Origin of the sequence: Sphingomonas hylomeconis, from assembly GCF_025370105.1 — a bacterium.
Taxonomy (GTDB): Bacteria; Pseudomonadota; Alphaproteobacteria; order Sphingomonadales; family Sphingomonadaceae; genus Sphingomonas; species Sphingomonas hylomeconis.
In genome coordinates this window covers 20602-38849 of the sequence record NZ_JANQBK010000012.1, presented here as the reverse complement: position 1 = coordinate 38849, position 18248 = coordinate 20602, and the positions used below count along the sequence as shown (strand labels likewise).

Genomic DNA, 18248 nt, shown 5'->3' with positions numbered 1-18248 from the left:
ACCCCTTCAGGATCGGGCCCGATCACCCGCCCCGCTGGCGTCGTCCGGGGGATAGATGACGGCAGGTGAACGCCGACACAAGCGCAGGATGATGGAGGGCCGAGTCAGGCCGCCGCCGACATCGGCCCGGCGATCATCGCCAGCACCGCGTCGCCCTCGATCGGGCGACTGAACCAGAAGCCCTGAATGCTCGAACAGCCCTGATCGCGCAGTTCGTTGAGCTGGTCGCGATCCTCGACGCCTTCCGCCGTCGTCTCCATCTTCAACGCGCGGGCGAGATCGACGATCGCGTGGACGATCGCTGCCGAACTCGGGTCCTGCGCGACCAGATCGACGAACGACTTGTCGATCTTGATCTTGTCGAACGGGAAGCTGCGCAGATAGCTGAGCGAGGAATAGCCGGTGCCGAAATCGTCGAGCGCGATGCGGACGCCCATCGCGCGCAGCTGATGCAGCACCTGCAGCACGCCGTTCTCGCCATCGAGGAACACCGATTCGGTGATCTCGACTTCGAGCCGGTCGGCGGACAGGCCGCCGCGCGTCAGTGCCTGGACGATGATATTGGAAAAGCCCGAGTTGCGGAACTGCAGTGGCGAGACGTTGACCGCCACGCGCACGTGCGCCGGCCATGCCGCGGCCTGGCGGCAGGCCTCGTGCATCACCCACTCGCCGATCGCGACGATCAACCCGGTTTCCTCGGCAACCGGGATGAATTCGGCCGGCGGGATATTGCCGCGGCTCGGGTGCTGCCAGCGCAGCAGCGCTTCGAAACAGCCGATGCGATCGCGCGCGAGATCGAAGATCGGCTGGTAGTTGAGCCGGAACTGGCCGGTGAACAGCGCCTCGCGCAGATCGAGCTCCAACTGCCGCCGCCGCCGCGCCGCGGCATCGAGCGCCGGCTCGAAGAAGCGGAATACGCCGCGCCCGTCCTGCTTGGCGCGGTACAGCGCCAGATCGGCGCTCTTCAGCAGCGCGTCGCCATCGGGGCCGTCGTGGGGGGCTACGGCTATGCCGATGCTGACTGCACTCGCGATGTGCAGCTCATCGACCGCAATCGGATGCCGAAAACGATCGAGAATCGTCTGCGCGAGCGCGCGCGGGCGATCATCCTCCCAGCGCCCGGCGAGGATGATGGCGAATTCGTCGCCGCCGAGCCGCGACACGGTGCCGTCGCTGGCCAGATCGTCGAGGATCAGCCCGACCTGGCGCAGCAGCGCATCGCCGATCGGATGGCCGAGCGTATCGTTGACGCCCTTGAACCCGTCGAGATCGAGGCACAGCACCGCGGCGCGCTCGTTCAGCTTGGCCGTGCGCGTGATCGCCGTTTCCAATTGCTGGCGGAAGAAGGTGCGGTTGGGCAGACCGGTCAGCGAATCGTGGAAGGCGAGATGGGTGATGCGATGCTCGCGTTCGAGGATCCCGGCCGACATGGTGTTGAAGCTTTCCGCCAGCCGGGCGATCTCGTCCGATCCCTCGACCTTGAGCTCGGCACGCGATCCTTCCTCCAGCGCCTTGGCGGCGGCATCCAGCGCCGCGATCGGCCGGGCGATGCCGCTGGCCAGGCGCCGGCTGCCGAGCAGCATCAGGATCAGCCCCATCACGCCGGCCAGCGCGATGCCGATCTGCAGCGAGTGATAGGAGGCCAGGGCGGTGTCGAGCGGGTAGCTGAGCAGCAAGGCCGCCTCGGGCGCGGTGCCGCGGCCGGCCAGCGGTATGGCCAGCGCAAAAGCACGGTCGCCGGCCAGATCGAGCGTCTTGGGCGTCGCCGCGTCGCGCGCGATCGTCCCGTCGACGAAGCGGTCGATGCCGGAATTGGGCCAGGAATCGGCGACGCTCGCGCCGCTGCGCGACGCCCAATGGCCGTCCGCGCGCCGGTGCAGCATCGTGGCGCTGAGCGGGATCGCCGACAGGCGCTCCAGCGCGCGCATCTCGGCGGCGTCGAGCGGAATGGCGAAGACGACGCGGCCGATCTCGACCGGCGCCATGATCGGGGCGACGACCAGCCGATAGGTGCCGCTGCCGGTGGCGATCACCGCATCGTGGCGGCCGTTGCCGAACGTGGCGGGCAGCGTCCTGAGCGTCGCGCGCAGATCCGCCGGGCCATCGCCCATCACCGCGCCGGTGCCGTCGATGACGAAGGCATTGGCGACGCCGGCGCGCGCGCGCAGGTTCGACACCGCCGAGACGATCGTCGGCCGGTCGCCGCTGGCGACGGCGGCGCGGAAACCGAAATCGCGCGCCAGCACGTCGGCCGAGGTGAACAGCGAGGCCGCGCGCAGCGCCCAGATACGATCGTACACGCTGCCGCTGGTGGCCAGTTCCGCGCGGACCGAGCGTTCGGCATGGGCGCGAATCATGACCTGCGCGACGACCGCCACGACCAGCAGCGCGAGCGCGAACAGGGCCGCATAGAGCACCGTCATGCGCGTGCGCAGATGGCGAAAATCGAACAGGCCGTGCCAGTTCGCCAGAGCGGGGGCGGCCTGCATCTAGCGGCGGATGGTATAGCTGGCGGTGAAGCCGGTGGCGGGGATCGTCGCGGCCTGGGCCAGCACGTTGCCGTTGCTGCGGATCGAGGGGTGCCAGACGCGGACCGTGGCGCCGCCGGCCGGCACGCCGGACAGCGCGGCATGGCCGGCCGCATCGGTCTGTGCCGCATAGGGCGTGTCGACGACCATGATCACGCCGCTCATCGCATCGTGGATGTTGCAGCCCACCGTCACCGCGCCCGGCCTGTCGAACAGGATGCTGCGCGATTGATCCTTGCCGTACAGCTTGAGATCGAACTTCTTGGGCTTGGAGAAGGAATAGACCTGGTGGCGGACCTTGTCGTAATTCGGGAAGGTCACGGTCGAGCCGACCGGCACGATCAGGATGCGCGGATCGAACTGGATGTTGCGCTGGCCCATCGTCGTGCCCCAGGTGAACCTGATCGGCGCGGCCGGCTTCCGCGGCGTATCGATCATCACGATCGCGCCTGCCAGCGGCCGTCCATCGGCACCGCGGACATCGATATTGGCGGGGGCGGCTCCCGCGGCCATCGGCACAAACGCTACTAAAGTGATGGTCAAGCGGCACAACATAGGTTGGCGCGTAGCCGAGTACGGTTGCCGAGTGATGAATCGGCTTTTTACGGCTCGGTAACCAACCCCGGTCAAATGGATCGCGACGCCGTCCGGAGTACGCCATGCCATCTTCCCTATTGTTGCGCTGTGCGCTGGCGCTGCTGAGCCTCGCCGCCAGCAGCCCGGCACTGGCGCGCGACATGCGCGCGGGCGGCAAGATGCTGCTCACCGGCGGGGTGAGCAGCGTCGAAGGCGCGGCGGGCGGCGGGCTGGCGACCTGGTCGTTGATCGCGGGCAACGAGACCAAGGACGGGATCGGCGCCAAGGCGCATGTCACCTATCTCGCCTTGCCCGATTTCGATCTGACCACGGGGGGCGTGGCGATCGGGATCAAGGACCGGGTCGAGCTGTCCTATGCGCGGCAGCGCTTCGACACGCGCGCCGCCGGCGCAGCGCTCGGGCTCGGCCGGGGCTTCACGTTCGCGCAGGATATTTACGGGCTCAAGCTGCGCGTGATCGGCGATGCGGTGTACGATCAGGACAAGCTGCTGCCGCAGATTTCGATCGGCGTGCAGCACAAGCGGGCCAATCGCGGCGCGGTGATCCGCGCGATCGGCGGACGGCATACTGCCGGCACCGATTTCTACGTCGCGGCGACCAAGGTGCTCCTGTCGCGCAGCCTAGTGCTCGATGCGACGCTGCGCGTCACCAAGGCCAACCAGCTCGGCCTGCTCGGCTTCGGCGGCGACCGCCGCGATGCCTATCGCCCGCAGTTCGAGGGATCGGCCGGCGTGCTGCTGGCGCGCAACCTGCTGGTCGGCGCGGAATTCCGCACCCGGCCGAGCAATCTCGGGTTCGCCCGCGAGCAGCACGGCGCCGATCTGTTCGCCGCCTGGTCGCTATCGAAGAACGTCGCGGTGACCGCCGCCTATGCCGATCTCGGCGATATCGCGACCGTCCAGGACCAGCGCGGGCTGTTTCTGTCGCTGCAAGGCAGCCTGTAAACTCGGAGCCAACACCCTGTGATATCTCTCTTTCTCGCTGCCCTGCTGGCGCCGCAAGCGACGCTGCAGGAGGATCCGGTCGAGCCCTATGTGCAGCGCGACGCGAATGCCGGGGCCAAGCCGTTTGCCGGCCACGCCATGCTCGATGCCTTTCACGGCCGCGCCGGGATCGACCGCGTGGTCGACGATCTCGTCGCGCGCAATGTCGCCGATCCGCGGATCTCGGACATCTTCAAGGCGCAGGATCTGGTCCGGCTGCGCCGCACGCTGAAGGAGCAGTTCTGCTACATCCTCGGCGGCGGCTGCGCCTATACCGGGCGCGACATGGCGTCGTCGCACAAGGATCTCGGCCTGCAGGTCGCCGATTTCAACGCGTTGGTGGATAATCTACAGAAGGCGATGAACGCCGAGAAAGTCTCCTATTGGGCGCAGAACCGGCTGCTCGCCAAGCTCGCGCCGATGAAACGCACCACCGTCGTGCGCTAGCGCGCGCCGCCGCGGTTGCCGTGGCGGGCGTTCCGCGGCATCGCCTGGCCCATGACGATCGCCCACAAGCTCGATTCCGTGCCGCGCATCGCGGTGATGACCGCCTTTCCGCCGGAATGGGCGGCGCTGGTCGACAGTGTCGAGGATGCTGCCGAGCACCGTGTTAATGGCCTGACGATCCTGACCGGCACGCTGGCGGGCAAGGCGGTGGTGCTGATGCAGAGCGGCATCTCGATGGTCAATGCGGCGATGAACACGCAATTGCTGATCGATCGCTTCGCGGTGAGCGCGATCGTCTTTTCCGGCATTGCCGGCGGGGTCGATCCCGGACTGTCGGTTGGCGATGTCTGCGTGCCGGCGCGATGGGGGCAGAATGGCGAAGTGGCCATCGCGCGCCAAGTTGCGAGCGGCTTTGCGCCGCCCACCGGGCTGCCGGGCGGGACCGATCTGCCGGGCCATGGCGCGCTGTTTCCGCGCGACGTGCTGGTCGGCAATGCCGACGATCCGGTCGCCGAGCGGCGCTGGTTAATGGCAGATCCCGATCTCGTCGCACTCGCCGCCACGGTCGGCGCGACGCTCATGCTCGACCGGCATCTGCCCGGCGACAGTGGCTTCCATCTCCCGCACCAGCCGCGCATCGTGACCGGCGGCAATGCCGTCAGCGGCCCCGCCTTCGTCGACAATATCGCCTATCGCGAGTATCTTGCCGCGGTCTATTCAGCCCGCGTGGTGGATATGGAAAGCGCCGCCGTGGCGCATGTCGCCTATGCCAATAGCGTCGGCTTCGTGATCTTCCGCAGCGTCTCCGATCTCGCCGGCGCGGACAGCGGCGACAATCAGATGCTGACCTTCATGACGCTCGCGGCGACCAACTCGGCGCATCTGGTGCGCGCCTTCGTGGCGGCGATGCCGGCCTAGGCGCGCAGCCAGCTGCGTTCGCGAAACCATTTGGTGATGATATATTTGGTGCCGCGCACCACCGGCATGCCTTCGTGCAGCGTGGCCAGGTTCGGGCTGCCATCGGGGTTCATGTTGTTCCAGGCGAGCAGCATGCCGCGCCGCGGCGCCATGCGGATGCCGGCCTGGGGAAACCAGGTCGCGCCGCCTTCCTCGACCTCGTTGAGATAGATCATCGCCGTCCAGGTGCGCTGCCCGCCGGCCTCAATGACCTTTTCGTAATAGCTTTCGCCTTCGTGGAAATAATCGTGATGCGCGCGGAATTGCTGGCCGGGCGCGTAACGCTGGCCCTGCATCGTCTCGCCATTGCTCGGATCGATGCCGAGCAGCTCGGCGATCGCCTCGTCGGTCGGGCGGACGTCGGGCGACCAGCGATCCATGTCGCAACTCTCGCTGGTGCGGAACTGCGTATCGGGATTTTCGCTGAGCAGGGTCGAGGGACGGCGATTGGCATCGATCAGCCGCACCAGCGCGGCACATTGCGCGGCGCTCAAGAAATCGCGGTAGGAATAGATCTGCGCGGTATCGATATTGGCGCGCTTGACCGCGGGATGGGCGGCGAGGCGGCGGGCGACATCTTCGCCGGCGCGCTGGCGGACCGGCGAGGGCGATCCGGCTTTGCGGGTTGCTGTCATGACGACGGCTAGATCGCTGCATCGGGCATAAAAAACAAGGCCCGCCGGATCACCGGCGGGCCCTGGAAATGCGGTCTGCGTTACCAGAAGATATCGTACACCGTATCGACCACCTCGCCGGAATAGATATCGACGAGCAGCGCATCGTTGTAATAGCGCACCCAGCGATACTCGCCATAGGCCTCCGGCAGGCCGTAATAGGACGCGTCGCCGATCCAGTAATTCTGGTTGAACAGCAGCGAGCTCAGCGTGAAGCCGATATCGAAGCGGCGATAGCCGTAGCGCCAGCCGCTCGGCGCGTAATAGCGCGGCAGATGATAGGCGTTGCGGTTATACTGGCGACGGCGATTCCAGTCGTAGCGATTGTCCTGGCGCCAGTTGCGGTTCCAGTTGCCGCCACGCCCGTCATTGCCGCGCCACTGCCCGCCGCGATTGTCGTTGCCCCGCCATTGGCCGCGATCGACGTTGCCGCGATTGTCGTTGCCACGCCATTGGCCGCCGCGATTGTCGTTACCGCGCCACTGGCCGCGATCGGCGTTGCCGCGCCCGTCATTGCCGCGCCATTGGCCGCGATTGTCATCGCCGCGAATTACGGTGCGATCGGGGCCGCGCGGGCCACCGCGATCGACGCCGCCGTTGCGGTCGCGGTTGGGTTGCGGCGCGACGCCCGGCTGAATCACGGGCCGCGGCTGGAAGCCACCCTGGCCGCGATCACGGGGGCGGCCGCCGTCATTGCCGCGCCACGCGCCGCGCCCGCCGCCATCGGCGGGCTGCGGGCGGGCGTCAGGCTGGGACGGGGGCGGGGTGCGCACCTCCTGCGGCTGAGCCTGCGGCTGAGCCTGGGGCCGCTCGGGGCGCGCTTCGTTCTGCGGCCGGGCGCGGGGCGCGCGATCGCCGTCCTGCACCTGGCGTGCGCCACGCTGCCAGCCGGGATTGTCGCCACGATCGCCCCGCTGCGCCATCGCAGCGCCGGGGATCAATGCGGTTGCGGCCATCAGCGCCGCGAGAAGAGAAGTACGCATGCACGTTTTCCTTGAAAACGCCGGCGCAATGATCGCCCGGTCGATAGACGCGGTGTGCGCGTTCGCGGATGAGGCGATGCTGAATTGATGTGTCAGCAATCCGACAGGAATCAGTCCGCCGGCGGCACCAAAGCGGGCACGCGGCGCGCGGCGTCCGCCGGGCTGGTGCCGGGCGGGGCACCGACCGCGATCTCGCCATCGCCGCGCTGCACGCGGGCGGCATCCAGCACGGCATCGATGATCCGCGGATAGACGCCGCAGCGACACAGATTGGTGATCCCGGCGCGGATGTCGTCCTCGCTCGGATTGCGGTTACGCTTGAGCAGCACCGCCGCGGCCATGATCATGCCCGGGATGCAGAAGCCGCATTGCGGGACGTTGCCGGCGATGAAGGCGAGCTGCACGGGATGATCGCGCTCCCGCGACAGCCCTTCGATCGTGGTGACGAAGCTGCCTTCGATCGCGCCGATCGCGGTCTGGCACGCCATCACCGCCTGGCCGTCGATATCGACGGTGCAGGCGCCGCACTGGCCGTTGCCGCAGCCATATTTGGCGCCGGTGAGATTGGACGCGTCGCGCAACGCCCAGAGCAGCGGCGTCTGCGGGTCCATGCGGTATTCGACCGGATTGTTGTTGACGGTGAAGCGGGTCATGCCGCGGGTCTAGCGCGGGTCGGCGGCACGGGCCACCGGTTCGTTTCGGCCGGGCCAGCGGTTAGCGTTCGGGTCGGGCGGCGCTAGCCGGCATAGCATTGCCGCATGAAGGCGGCGCGCACCGGGCCGCTGGCATGGGTGGCGTCGCCGGGCAGGCTGCCAATGATGCTCTCCAGGCGTTCGAATTCGCGGAAGGTCAGCCAGCCCTGCTGCCGCCCCTGGCGCACCGACCAGCAATCCGCCGCCCGTTCGCTCGGGCCGAACATCTGGTGGCCGCATTCGTGCATGTACCAGAACATCTGCTGCGCGCGCGGCATCGCGAACAGGCGCGGGTTGAGATAGATCAGGCTGCCGGCCGAGGCGGCGATATCGTCGAAATGCATCACGCTGGTCTCGATCGGTCCGCACGACGCGGCATAGCCGGCGAGGCGCAGTTCGCCCGCGGCGACGCGTTGCTGTTGCGCGGCGACGGGCGCGGCGATCGCCAGGGCGATCGCGAGGGCGGTGAGGGTGGACAGGATGGGGGGCATGCGCCCGGCTCCAATAGCTTGGGGGTCGGCATCGTGCCGCAGCGCGCAATTCTGGGATGACGGGGGGCGTCAGGGGGGCGGGGCGATCGCCGCGGCGAACAGGTCGGCAAAGGGGCGGCGTTCCGGCAGCACATAGACCACGCCGTTGGCCGGCCGGAACAGGGGCGCGACGATCGTTTCGTAAAACGCCACCGGCACGTTGATGCAGCCGTAGGAGACGCGGTTGTCGCGGGTCGAGGCCGTGGCGAGGCGGGTCAGGCGATGTTCGGCGGCATTGCCGGTGGCGACGCGGTGCAGCGAGATCGCCGCATCGTAATCGACCCACAGGATGTCGTGCGCCAGGTTCCGCCCCATCGACGCCTCGAAGCGGCCGGCGGGGGTGATCCGATCGGCCGGGCCGATATCGGCGAGCTTGCGATCACCGATCCCGGGCGGCGATACGTCGCCCTCGGCCAGGCCGAGCAGCGCCGGCGTGTCGCCGCGCAGCGTGCCGTCGGTCGCAAAGGCGAAGACGCGCGCGCCGATCTTGTCGACAATGATGAAGGGGCGGCCCTGCGCGTCCTGCGAGCGCACCACCCAATCGGCCAGCCGGCGCGTGTCGCCGGACGGCGCGGCGCGACCGAAGTCCGCCGCGACCGGCCCGGCGATCGCCGGACCGGTCACGACCAGGCTCAGCAGGATGCCCAGCATGAGCCCGGAGCGGATCATATCAGTTGCGATCCTGCTTGGCCGGACGGCTCGGCACGATCGGCCGGGCCGGCACGACCGGCGCCGGGACCGTATCGGTCGGCTGAACGACTTCGCCGTTCGGCGTTACCGTGTTCGGCCCGTTGGGACCATTCGGCCCATTGGGACCATTCGGGGCGAATGGCTGGTTCGGCGTGAAGGGCGCGCCCGGCGTCAGCGTCTCGAGCTGATCGGTCGGCACCAGCACGCCCGTCCCGACGACGCCGACACCCGGGACGACGCTCGTCACCGGCGACACCGGCGTGCCAGGTTGCGGCACCGGCTGGTCGCCCGGCGTCGTGCCTGGCGGAACGATGATCGGGCTGCCCAACGGCGAGCCGGCGGTCGGCCCGCCGGGCGTGCCGGTGCTGGGGCCTTCGGGTTGCGTGACCACCGGCGGGGTCACGACCGGCGGCGTGACCACCACGGGCGGCGTGACCACGACCGGCGGGGTGACCACCGGGAGTGTCACCACCGGCGGCACGACGACCGCGGCAATGATCGACCCGGTAGTGCGGAAGGTGGAGACGCAGCACGATCCGGCCAGCGCATATTGGCCGGCATTGTCGCCCGCCAAACTGTAGCCGCTGAAAGTAATGCCGACATTGGCATTGGCATCGGCATTGTCGAACGTCGCGCTGGCATTCGGCCCGGCGACCAGCGTGACGCCGACCGGCAGGCCGGACGTGGCGGTCGAATTGAACCCGTTCAGCGTCACGGCGGTCGATCCGTCGGCAGTCTTGGTGCCGCCGGGGAAGACCAGCATGCGCTGCACCACCGAAGCACCGAGGCTCAGCGTGAAGAAGCCGGCAAAGTCGGTCGGCGCGGCATAGGAGACCGGGTTGTAGTTGATCACCACCGCGGCATTCGGGCCGGTCACCGTGATCGGCGGCGTGAGCGGCGCGACGACCAATGTGCCGCCGCCGACACCGGGACCGGTGCCATCGGCACCGGCGATGATCAGCAGGCCGGATTGCAGGCCCAGGCTCTGCGACGGGATCGTGGTGCCGCGGGTCAGCGTCACGGCGGCGGCAATGTTGACGTCATGACCGGCACAGAGCGCGATGTTGCCGTCGGTCGTGGTCATGGCGTGGAACACGTTCACGTTGCGGCCGGCGTTGAGCAGGATGCTGCCGTTGGTGGTGGTCAGCGCGGCATTTACGGTGACGTCGCGACCGCAACAGGCGACGATATTGCCGTTGGTCGCGGTGATCGAGTTGTTGATGATCACGTCGCGCACCGCATTGAGGCGCAGCGTCGTGGTGCTGGGGCTGGCGGTCCAGGCGATTGCATCGTTGACGATGATGTCGCCATTGCCGGAGAGCGTGGTGCCCAGTTCGGTGGTCGGCGGCGTACCCGGCGTGGTCACGTCACCGGTCGGCAGCGTACTGATCGTCACGCTGTTGGTGACCAGCAGCGCCGACAGCGTGGCGCCCGAGATATTGCCGCCCGCGCCGATGATGAAATCCTGCGGATCGATCAGCCAGGTGCCGGTGAGACCAGTGGGGGACAGAGTCGAGACATGGGCCGTGTCGGAGATATTGACGTGCGCGGCGGAGGTTTCGATGAAACCGCCGCTGCCGCCATTGGGCGCGCTGGCATCGAGCGTCCCGCTGAGGTTCAGCGTGCCGCTCTGCATGTCGCCGAGCAGGCGGATATCGCCGCCGCGCGTGTCGATCGTGCGCGCTTCGATCACCCCGGTATTGTTGACCACGGTGGCGAGCAACTGGCCGGCGGCCTGGGTGGTCATCAGCACGTGTCCGCCATCGGCGCGGATCAGCCCGCCGTTGCGCGCCAGCGCGCCGACCGCACCGGTGTTGACGACGACGTTGAGCAGCCCGTCACCGGCAATATCCATGGTCATCGCGTTGCCGGCGGCCAGCGCCACCGTGCCGAAGCGCGCCTGGATCGTGCCGTCATTGCCGACCTTGGCGCCGAGCAAGGCGACATAGCCGCCATCTGCCGCGCTGATCGTGCCCTGGTTGAGCACCGCGCCGTTGCCGGTGCCGGCGAAGCGATATTTGCCGGCCATGAAATCCGCATCGGCGATGTCGCGCGTCGAGGCGACGAGCCCGCCGACATTGACCTGCGATGTGGCACCGAACAGCACGCCGTTCGGGTTGACCAGGAATACCTGGCCGTTGGCGTTGAGATTGCCGAAGATCTGCGAGGCATCGGGCCCGGTCACCCGGTTGAGCGCGACTGACGTGCTATTGGGCTGCACGAACGTCACGCTGTTGCCCTGCGCGATGTTGAAGCTGTCCCAGTTGATCACGGCAGCCTGGCTCGACTGGTTGATCGTCATGCTGGTCGGCGAGCCGGTCATCGTGGCTGCACCCTGCACAACGGTGCCGTTGGTCGGCAGCGATTGCGCCTGGGCCGGGATGGCGAGCAACAGGGCGCCGGCCAGACCGCTCGTGGCGAGCAGCAGGCGGCGGGCAGGAGAAAGGCGGGCAGGGCGGGTGCGGAGGACGTTCATGTCGAAATCCTTGAAAAGGGAGTGCCGGTGATGCGCGGAGGCGATCAGAAGAGCTTGGAGACCTGGAACCAGAAGCGACCGTCGCGATCCGGCGCCGAGGTGGCGGCGGTGTCGCCGATCTTGCGGGCGTAGCTGCCCTTCAGCGTGAAATTGCCCGGCGTCATCCACGCCACGCCGCCACCGAAGCCGCTGCGCGTGGCGGTGTTGGCGCCAGCAAACCACGGGCGATGCGCGTAATCGACCTGCCCGGCATCGACGAAGCCGAACAGCTGGACCTGGCCGGGGAAGCTGCGCGCCCAATCGGTGACCATCAGCCGGACCTCGCCCGTGGCGATATATCCCGTATCACCATAGGCTTCGCCCTCGGGATAGGCGCGCACGCCGTACGCGCCGCCCAATTCCATCTTTTCCGACGTATCGAGATTGTCGAACGCGAGCTGACCGCGCACCGTGCCGTACAGCGACAGCGGCCCGGCCAGCGACTGGATGCGCGCAAAGCCGCCCTGCAGCTTGGCGAAACGCCCGTCGCTGCGCGCGGTGAGCGCATCCGCCGCCCGCTCGAGCGGGCTGCGCAGGGTAAGATTGCCGAGCGAGACGCCGAGCGAGAAGTTGCTCGCCCCGCCGCCGCCGAACGTATCGCGCTCGTTGCCGTTGAGGCCGAGCGTCGCCACCTGGCTCGCCTTGCGCGAGCGGGTCGACACCAGATCGATGCGATCGTCGAACCATTTGGCGTCGAGATTGCCGACCGCGTAGAGATTGGCGCGACGCGAGCGGATCAGCGGATAGCTGGCGTACAGGCTGGCGATCTGCGCATCGCCGCTGGCATCCAGCCGCTTGAATTCGCGACCGAGATCGTAGCGGAAATAGGCAAAGGCCGCGCCCAGCGTCAGATTGCCGACCGGCGCCTGATAGCTGACCCGGCCGTACGCCAGGCCGCTGGTCGAGGCGAGCACGCGCAGGCTGAGCATGTCGCCGCGCCCGGTGGCATTGTTGAGATTGATCGTGCCGCCGCCGCGATACGCGCCGGTATAGCGGTTGCCGGCATTGTCGGCCTCGATGCTGCCGTCGATGCGGCGGCCGGGGGCGAGCTCGACCGACAGATCGGAGGTGCCGACTGCCGCGCCGGGCGACAGCGTGCCGCGCGCGACCACGCCGGGAATGTCGGACAGGAGCAGCAGGCGGCGCTCGAGCGGGGCGTTGGCAATGACGTCGCCGCTGTCCAACCCGCTGAGCACCGCCGCGGCGATGCCCGGGTGCAGCGGGCCATCGTCGATCGCGATCGCACCGTAGCGGCCCTCGATCACGGCGATCGTCACCACGCCGGCCTTGACGTCCTGCGACGGCAGATAGGCCTGGGCGAGAAAGTAACCGCGGGCCTTGTAATAGCCGGCGATGTTGGCCGCGGCGGTGCGCAGCTCGGCCAGGTTCATTTCCCGGCCGGGGACGAAGCCGCTGGCGGCGATTAGCGTAGGCTCGTCGAACAGCGTCTGGCCCGAGACGCGTAGCGTCGACACCTGGATCCGTGCGCCGTCCGGATCGGTGACGGGGGCGGGCGGCGTCTGGACGGTCAGTTCCGGTTCCGTCTTCGGCAGCACCAGCGCCGGCGGGATCTGCTGCAGCTGCGCGCCCGCGGTGGGCACTTGCTGCGCGGTCGCCACCTGGCCGGTCGCCAGCAGCGCGATGGTCACGAAACCAGTTTTCATCGGTAGGCCCCCGTTCGGTCGCAAAGGTGCGACGCCCGACCAGACGCCAACGCGCCGTCGAGCTCGATCATTTCCGGATTTCGGACGTTTTTGAGAGGTACGAAAAACAAACGCTGTCGGATGCAAAGAGCGCATATTCGTACGTTCAATCGGGAAGCGCTTAAGTGTATCTATTGTTCCGTCCTAGAAACAAAAAGACATAGATAATCTTGGACATTGATATATGTTAGGAACTACTCGTATTTTCATTTGGTAACTATCGATACTTGGCGGGTTAATTCCTTACAATATTCCTCCTGGATTTTAGGCATCCTTAGGTTGTTGTTAACGGATTCCGATGAAGTGGCCGTTCATGCCATGATCCCGATCGCGTTGGAGCAAGCGTGGCAAAGCGGAAGTTCGGGGCAGTTAAAGCGTCAGCAAAACGGCTTCGTCGAAGCGCGATGGCGTTTCTGCCGGCAGCTCGCTGCCGGAAATCGACGGCTGACACAGGCTGCGGTGGCCCGCATCGATTCCGGGAGCTGGCCTCGATCATGCGCTAGATCGGGTCTCGGATACTTGCCATTCGAGGCAGCGGGCGCTGCTGCCCATGGGCATTCATTAGCCGTGGTCGGGGTGGGGGATCGCCGCCGGTTGGGCGTGTTCAACCGATCGCGGTCGACTGAGCGTCAACGGGACGGTGGCAGTGATCGCATCGTATCTCGGCGACAAGCGGGGTCCCACAGGGGCGGTGGCGCAACAATTGTGGTGGTCCGGCCGTGCCCGACAGCCAGCGATCGCCCCAGCGGATCAGTTCGACGATCAGCGGAAACAGATCGAGCCCTTCCGGGGTGAGCCGGTAATCGAACCGCGCGGGTTTTTGCTGGTACGGCTCTTTTTTCAGGATTCCGAGATCGACGAGGCGGGTCAGGCGATCGGTCAGGATGTTGGGCGCTACGCCAAGATCCGCCTCGAACGCGCCGAAGCGGCGGACTCCGCTGAAGGCGGAGGCGATGGTCTGGGCGGTCCAGCGATCGCCGATCACTTCGATCGCGCGTTCGAGCATCCGTTCGTGCGGCGCAAGATCGCCCCGGTCGATGATCGAGCGACGCTGGGCGCGGGCCTTTTGCGGCGGTTCCATGCCGGCGCCCGGGCCGTCCTCGACGATCACGTCGCGCGCGACGACCTCCTCGCCGCAGGTCGTGCAGCGCAGTTCCGGCAGGAAGACATTGCCGCAGGAATGACGCAGCGCATGCACATCCACGCGCGGATCGAAAAACCAGCGCTTTTCCCAGCGGATGATCATCAGCGACGCGCCGAACAGATCGAGCCCCATTGGCGTAAGGCGATATTCGTCGCGCGGCGGACGCTCCTGATAGCGTTCGCGGCGGATGATGCCGGCCAGCTCCATGCGCCGCAGGCGATCGGTGAGCAGGCTGCGCGCCATCCCGGTCTGCGCACGGAAATCGTCGAACCGCCGCACGCGCTTGAACGCCAAGTGCAGGATCATCAGCGTCCAGCGGTCACCCAGGATGTCGAGCGCCCGCCGCGCCGAACTGGACGCCAGACGGTGCCCCGTCCCGCTCGTCGCCCCGGTCATATCGTCCGCTACGTCCACCCAGCACCTCTTCCCCGTAACGCCATGCCATCGTAATTGCTGCGGCGACAAGGAAAAGCCGGTCGGATCAGCGCGCTGGCCAGTCGGCGAGGCGCGCGGCAGCGGCGCGAAAACCGCGCTCGAGATCGTCGACGATCGCGGCGGTCGGCGTCTCGCCGGTGATTGCATGCACGCCCTGGCCGGCAGACCAGATGTCGCGCCAGCGTGCGGCGCCATCGCCGGCCGAATTATACGCACGGGTCGGCGCACCGCCATCGACGGTATAGCCGGCGGCGTCGAAGCTGGCGCGCAGCCAGGACGCGGCGGTACCGGTAACCGCGGTGCTGACGACCAGATCGGCGATCCCGGACTCGGCCAGCATCGCCTTGTAGCCGGGGGCGGCCAGGCTTTCGCTGGCGGCGACGAAGCGCGTGCCCATGTAGATGAGGTCGGCGCCGGCGGCGATCGCGGCGGCGATGCCGGCGCCATCGGCGATCCCGCCACCCAGCGCCACGGGACCCTCGAAAAAGCCGCGGATCGCCGAGACGAAGGCGAGCGGGGAGAGCGTGCCGGTATGGCCGCCGGCGCCGGCGGCGACGCAGGCGAGCCCATCGGCACCGGCGCCGAGCGCCTTTTGCGCGAGCCGCACGTCGATCACGTCGGCCAGCACGGTGCCGCCATAGGCATGGACCGTGTCGATCACCGGCGCGGGGCTGCCGAGCGCGGTGATGACCAGCGGCGGCTTGTGCTTGGCGACCAGCGCGAGATCGTCGGCGAGGCGCTCGTTGGTCGAATGCGTGATCAGGTTGGCGGCCCAGGGCGCGCCGTCGATCGACGCGGTGATCTCGCTCATCCAGGCATCCACCTCGGCGGCAGTGCGGCAATTGGTGGTGGGGAAGGAGCCGACGATCCCGGCGCGACACGCGGCGATGACCAAGGCTGGCCCGGAGACCAGGAACATCGGCGCCGCGACGACCGGCAGGCGGAGCGCGAACGGCAGTGTCATGCGATCCGCTCGACGATCATTGCCGCGCCGACGCCCGAGGCGCCGGTGACGACGACCAGCCCGTATGTGCCGTCGCAGGCATCGAGCGTGTCGAGCAACGTGGAGAGCAGGACCGCGCCGGTCGCGCCCATCGGATGGCCCTTGGCTAGATGCCCGCCGGCGACGTTCACGCAGGCCGGATCGACATCGTAATCGCGCAGGAACTTGGCGATGACGACCGCGAACGCCTCCATGAATTCGATCCGGTCGATCTCGCCCAGCGTCAGCCCGGTGCGCGCCAGCACCTTTTCCATCGCGGCAAAGCCGGCGGTGAGCGAGGCGGCGGGATCGCCGCCGACCTCGGCATAACCGAGAATCTTCGCGCGGGCGCCGTCGGCGAGGCCGGTCAGCGCGGCGAGGCCGGCGCCGTCGCACACCGGCGGGGCATGCGCGATCGTGTGCGTATAGGCCACCGGCTCGTCGCCGAGCACATCGGTATAGCCGCTGCCGAGCGCGGCAAAGGCGGCGGGGAGCGCGTCGAGCTTGTCCCGGGTCAGGCTGGCCCGCACGCATTCGTCGCTGGCAAGACCGGCGACGGCGATGCGCGAGGCGGTGAGCGCGGGATCGCGCTCCGCCGCGCCGGCGCGCGCCTGCGACGTAGCGGTCACCGCGTCCATCGCGTCGCGCGTGATCGCCTCGCGCGTCGACAGGCGATCGGCGGCAACCGCAACGGGGAGATATTGCGCCGCGCGGGGCAGCGCACGATCGGTATAGAAATCGGCCTTGTCGGCCATGAAGCCGACCGCGGACATCATCTCGGCGCCGCCGGCGAGCGCGGTGTCGATCGCGCCGGTCTCGATCAGCGCGGCGGCTTGGCCGATCGCGACGAGGCCGGAAGCACAGTAAGCGTTGATCGTCTGTGCCGCGGCGCGATCGGGCAGGCCGGCGGCGAGCTTGGCGACCATCGCGATATTGCCGCCCTGCGCGCCGATCTGGCCGACGCAGCCGAGCATCAGCGTGTCGGTCTGCCGGCTGCCGGGGGCGCGTTGGTCGAGCGCGTCGACCAGCGCGGCGATCAGCGATTGCGGGCTCTGCTGCGCGAGACCGCCGTCGGGCCGGGCCTTGCCGCGCGGGGTGCGGACGGCGTCGCGGATGTAGACGGTCATTGCGATGGTCCCGTGCTGCGTGAGGACGTTATCCGGCGACATGCATCTGCCGTTCCCCCGCGAAAGCGGGGGTCCAGAGCCGCGGACGGTGGCGTTTGTAACCCTGGGCTCCCGCTTTCGCGGGAGAACAGCAGGGTTGGTGCTGCAACGGTATGATCGCCGCCGCGATAGTGGCGCGCGGGGCGTGAGATCGGCCCGGCGTTCACAGGCGCGCGCGGAAGGCGGGGGGGGCGGGGAGGGCGTAGAAGCCGGCAGGCGCGGCGAGCAGCGCCGGGATAGCGGCGATGGCCACGGCGATCGTCGCGTCGGTCAGCGCGCGTGCCGGGGGGAGCGCCGGGTCGCCTTCGTCGATCGCGAGCGTCAGGCGGACATTGGGACGGCCTTCAATGTGCACGTTCCAATGGCCGAGCCCTTGTTCTGGATGGAGCGCGGGATCGGCGGTCCACAGGATCGACAGCGTCAGCTCGACACCGCTCTGCAGCGTTGCCGTCCAGCGCCAGCGCGTGGCGGCGACGGTGCCGCGCGGGATCGTGCCGGCGGGAAGGAGGATGTCGCGCGGTGCCAGCGTGGTCTCATGTGCAGGTGCAATCCGCACGACCGGATCGGCGAGGGCCAGTGCCGCCAGGTGAAGCACTTCCGAGAAGAGCGACGTGTAGAGCGCGGCGAGCGGACCGGTGGTGATATCGGTATTAGCGGGATCGGCGCCGAAGCCCATCAGGCCGAAGACGAAATCGGGCGAGGCCATGGCGGAGGCATCGACCGTTTCCTCGATCGTGATGCGCTCAAGCTCGTGGCACAGTCCGGTGGCGGCGAGCGTCAGCCGTTCGACGACGAAGCCCGGATTGACGCCGAGCCCGGCAAGGCTCGACCGGCCCGCCTGGCAGGCGGCCAGCAGCGGCCCGGCATACTCAGGCCCGTGCGCTTCTGGATAATGGAAGCCGGCGGTGGACAGCACGTTCTTGCCGCTGGCGAGCAGCCGCGCGACATCGGCGTTCATCGCCTCATAGGGCAGGGTGATGCGCGGCGTGTGGATCACCACATCGGCATCGAGCGCGAGGATCTGCGCGATATCGTTCGTCGCGATCACGCCGGTGGCCGGTCGGCGGGCGATATCGCCAGCATCGCGCCCGGCCTTGGCATCCGAATAGACATAGCAGCCGATCAGTTCGAGATCGGGATGATCGATGATCCGACGCAGCGCCGTGCGCCCCATCGCGCCGGTGGCCCATTGGATGACGCGGACGGGACGCTGGCTTGCCAC

16 protein-coding genes are annotated in these 18248 nt (G+C 68.0%); 3 read left to right on the top strand and 13 right to left on the bottom strand.

What is annotated here, in order from left to right; all coding sequences use genetic code 11:
- Nucleotides 1–104: 104 nt before the first annotated feature.
- On the bottom strand, nt 105–2489 hold the full coding sequence (locus NV401_RS13550; RefSeq protein ID WP_261294974.1) for a bifunctional diguanylate cyclase/phosphodiesterase: 2385 nt from the start codon (nt 2487–2489) through the stop codon (nt 105–107).
- A complete protein-coding gene (locus NV401_RS13545) occupies nt 2490–3041 on the bottom strand; it encodes a cupredoxin domain-containing protein (protein WP_261294973.1) in 552 nt (183 codons plus the stop codon). It lies immediately after the preceding gene.
- Nucleotides 3042–3187: 146 nt separating this feature from the next.
- Here NV401_RS13545 and NV401_RS13540 point away from each other — a divergent pair, with 146 nt between their 5' ends.
- The 3 genes from NV401_RS13540 to NV401_RS13530 are packed head-to-tail and all read left to right on the top strand — an operon-like array spanning nt 3188 to nt 5473.
- Nucleotides 3188–4069: a DUF3034 family protein gene (locus NV401_RS13540; RefSeq protein ID WP_261294972.1), complete on the top strand. Its 882-nt coding sequence runs from the start codon at nt 3188–3190 to the stop codon at nt 4067–4069.
- Nucleotides 4070–4087: 18 nt separating this feature from the next.
- Nucleotides 4088–4555 carry a group I truncated hemoglobin gene (locus NV401_RS13535; protein WP_261294971.1) on the top strand — a complete coding sequence of 156 codons (468 nt, stop codon included), beginning with the start codon at nt 4088–4090 and terminating at the stop codon, nt 4553–4555.
- A 51-nt stretch (nt 4556–4606) separates the two neighbouring features.
- On the top strand, nt 4607–5473 hold the full coding sequence (locus tag NV401_RS13530; RefSeq protein ID WP_261294970.1) for a 5'-methylthioadenosine/S-adenosylhomocysteine nucleosidase: 867 nt from the start codon (nt 4607–4609) through the stop codon (nt 5471–5473).
- Here NV401_RS13530 and NV401_RS13525 read toward each other — a convergent pair.
- The 11 genes from NV401_RS13525 to NV401_RS13475 all read right to left on the bottom strand — a co-directional run bounded on the left by NV401_RS13525 (nt 5470) and on the right by NV401_RS13475 (nt 18248).
- Complete coding sequence (locus tag NV401_RS13525) at nt 5470–6147, bottom strand: prolyl hydroxylase family protein (protein WP_261294969.1); 678 nt, start codon at nt 6145–6147, stop codon at nt 5470–5472. The genes NV401_RS13530 and NV401_RS13525 overlap by 4 nt on opposite strands.
- A gap of 80 nt (nt 6148–6227) precedes the next feature.
- Nucleotides 6228–7169, bottom strand: a complete 942-nt coding sequence (locus tag NV401_RS13520) for an RcnB family protein (RefSeq protein WP_261294968.1) — start codon at nt 7167–7169, stop codon at nt 6228–6230.
- 110 nt (nt 7170–7279) lie between these two features.
- On the bottom strand, nt 7280–7822 hold the full coding sequence (locus tag NV401_RS13515) for a (2Fe-2S)-binding protein (protein ID WP_261294967.1): 543 nt from the start codon (nt 7820–7822) through the stop codon (nt 7280–7282).
- A gap of 83 nt (nt 7823–7905) precedes the next feature.
- The gene (locus NV401_RS13510) at nt 7906–8352 is read right to left on the bottom strand and encodes a hypothetical protein (RefSeq protein WP_261294966.1); all 447 of its coding nucleotides are present in this window, start codon (nt 8350–8352) and stop codon (nt 7906–7908) included.
- A gap of 69 nt (nt 8353–8421) precedes the next feature.
- Nucleotides 8422–9060, bottom strand: a complete 639-nt coding sequence (locus tag NV401_RS13505) for a L,D-transpeptidase (RefSeq protein WP_261294965.1) — start codon at nt 9058–9060, stop codon at nt 8422–8424.
- A gap of 1 nt (nt 9061) precedes the next feature.
- A complete protein-coding gene (locus tag NV401_RS13500) occupies nt 9062–11557 on the bottom strand; it encodes a two-partner secretion domain-containing protein (RefSeq protein ID WP_261294964.1) in 2496 nt (831 codons plus the stop codon).
- Between the two features lie 44 nt (nt 11558–11601).
- Nucleotides 11602–13260, bottom strand: a complete 1659-nt coding sequence (locus NV401_RS13495) for a ShlB/FhaC/HecB family hemolysin secretion/activation protein (protein ID WP_261294963.1) — start codon at nt 13258–13260, stop codon at nt 11602–11604.
- A 643-nt stretch (nt 13261–13903) separates the two neighbouring features.
- Nucleotides 13904–14857, bottom strand: a complete 954-nt coding sequence (locus NV401_RS13490; protein WP_261294962.1) for a winged helix-turn-helix transcriptional regulator — start codon at nt 14855–14857, stop codon at nt 13904–13906.
- A 67-nt stretch (nt 14858–14924) separates the two neighbouring features.
- Entirely contained in the window at nt 14925–15842 is a 918-nt protein-coding gene (locus NV401_RS13485) for an NAD(P)H-dependent flavin oxidoreductase (RefSeq protein WP_261294961.1), read from the bottom strand.
- Nucleotides 15839–16987: a thiolase family protein gene (locus NV401_RS13480; RefSeq protein ID WP_261294960.1), complete on the bottom strand. Its 1149-nt coding sequence runs from the start codon at nt 16985–16987 to the stop codon at nt 15839–15841. Before NV401_RS13480 ends, NV401_RS13485 begins: the two co-directional genes overlap by 4 nt.
- A gap of 202 nt (nt 16988–17189) precedes the next feature.
- On the bottom strand, nt 17190–18248 hold the full coding sequence (locus tag NV401_RS13475) for an NAD(P)H-dependent amine dehydrogenase family protein (protein WP_261294959.1): 1059 nt from the start codon (nt 18246–18248) through the stop codon (nt 17190–17192).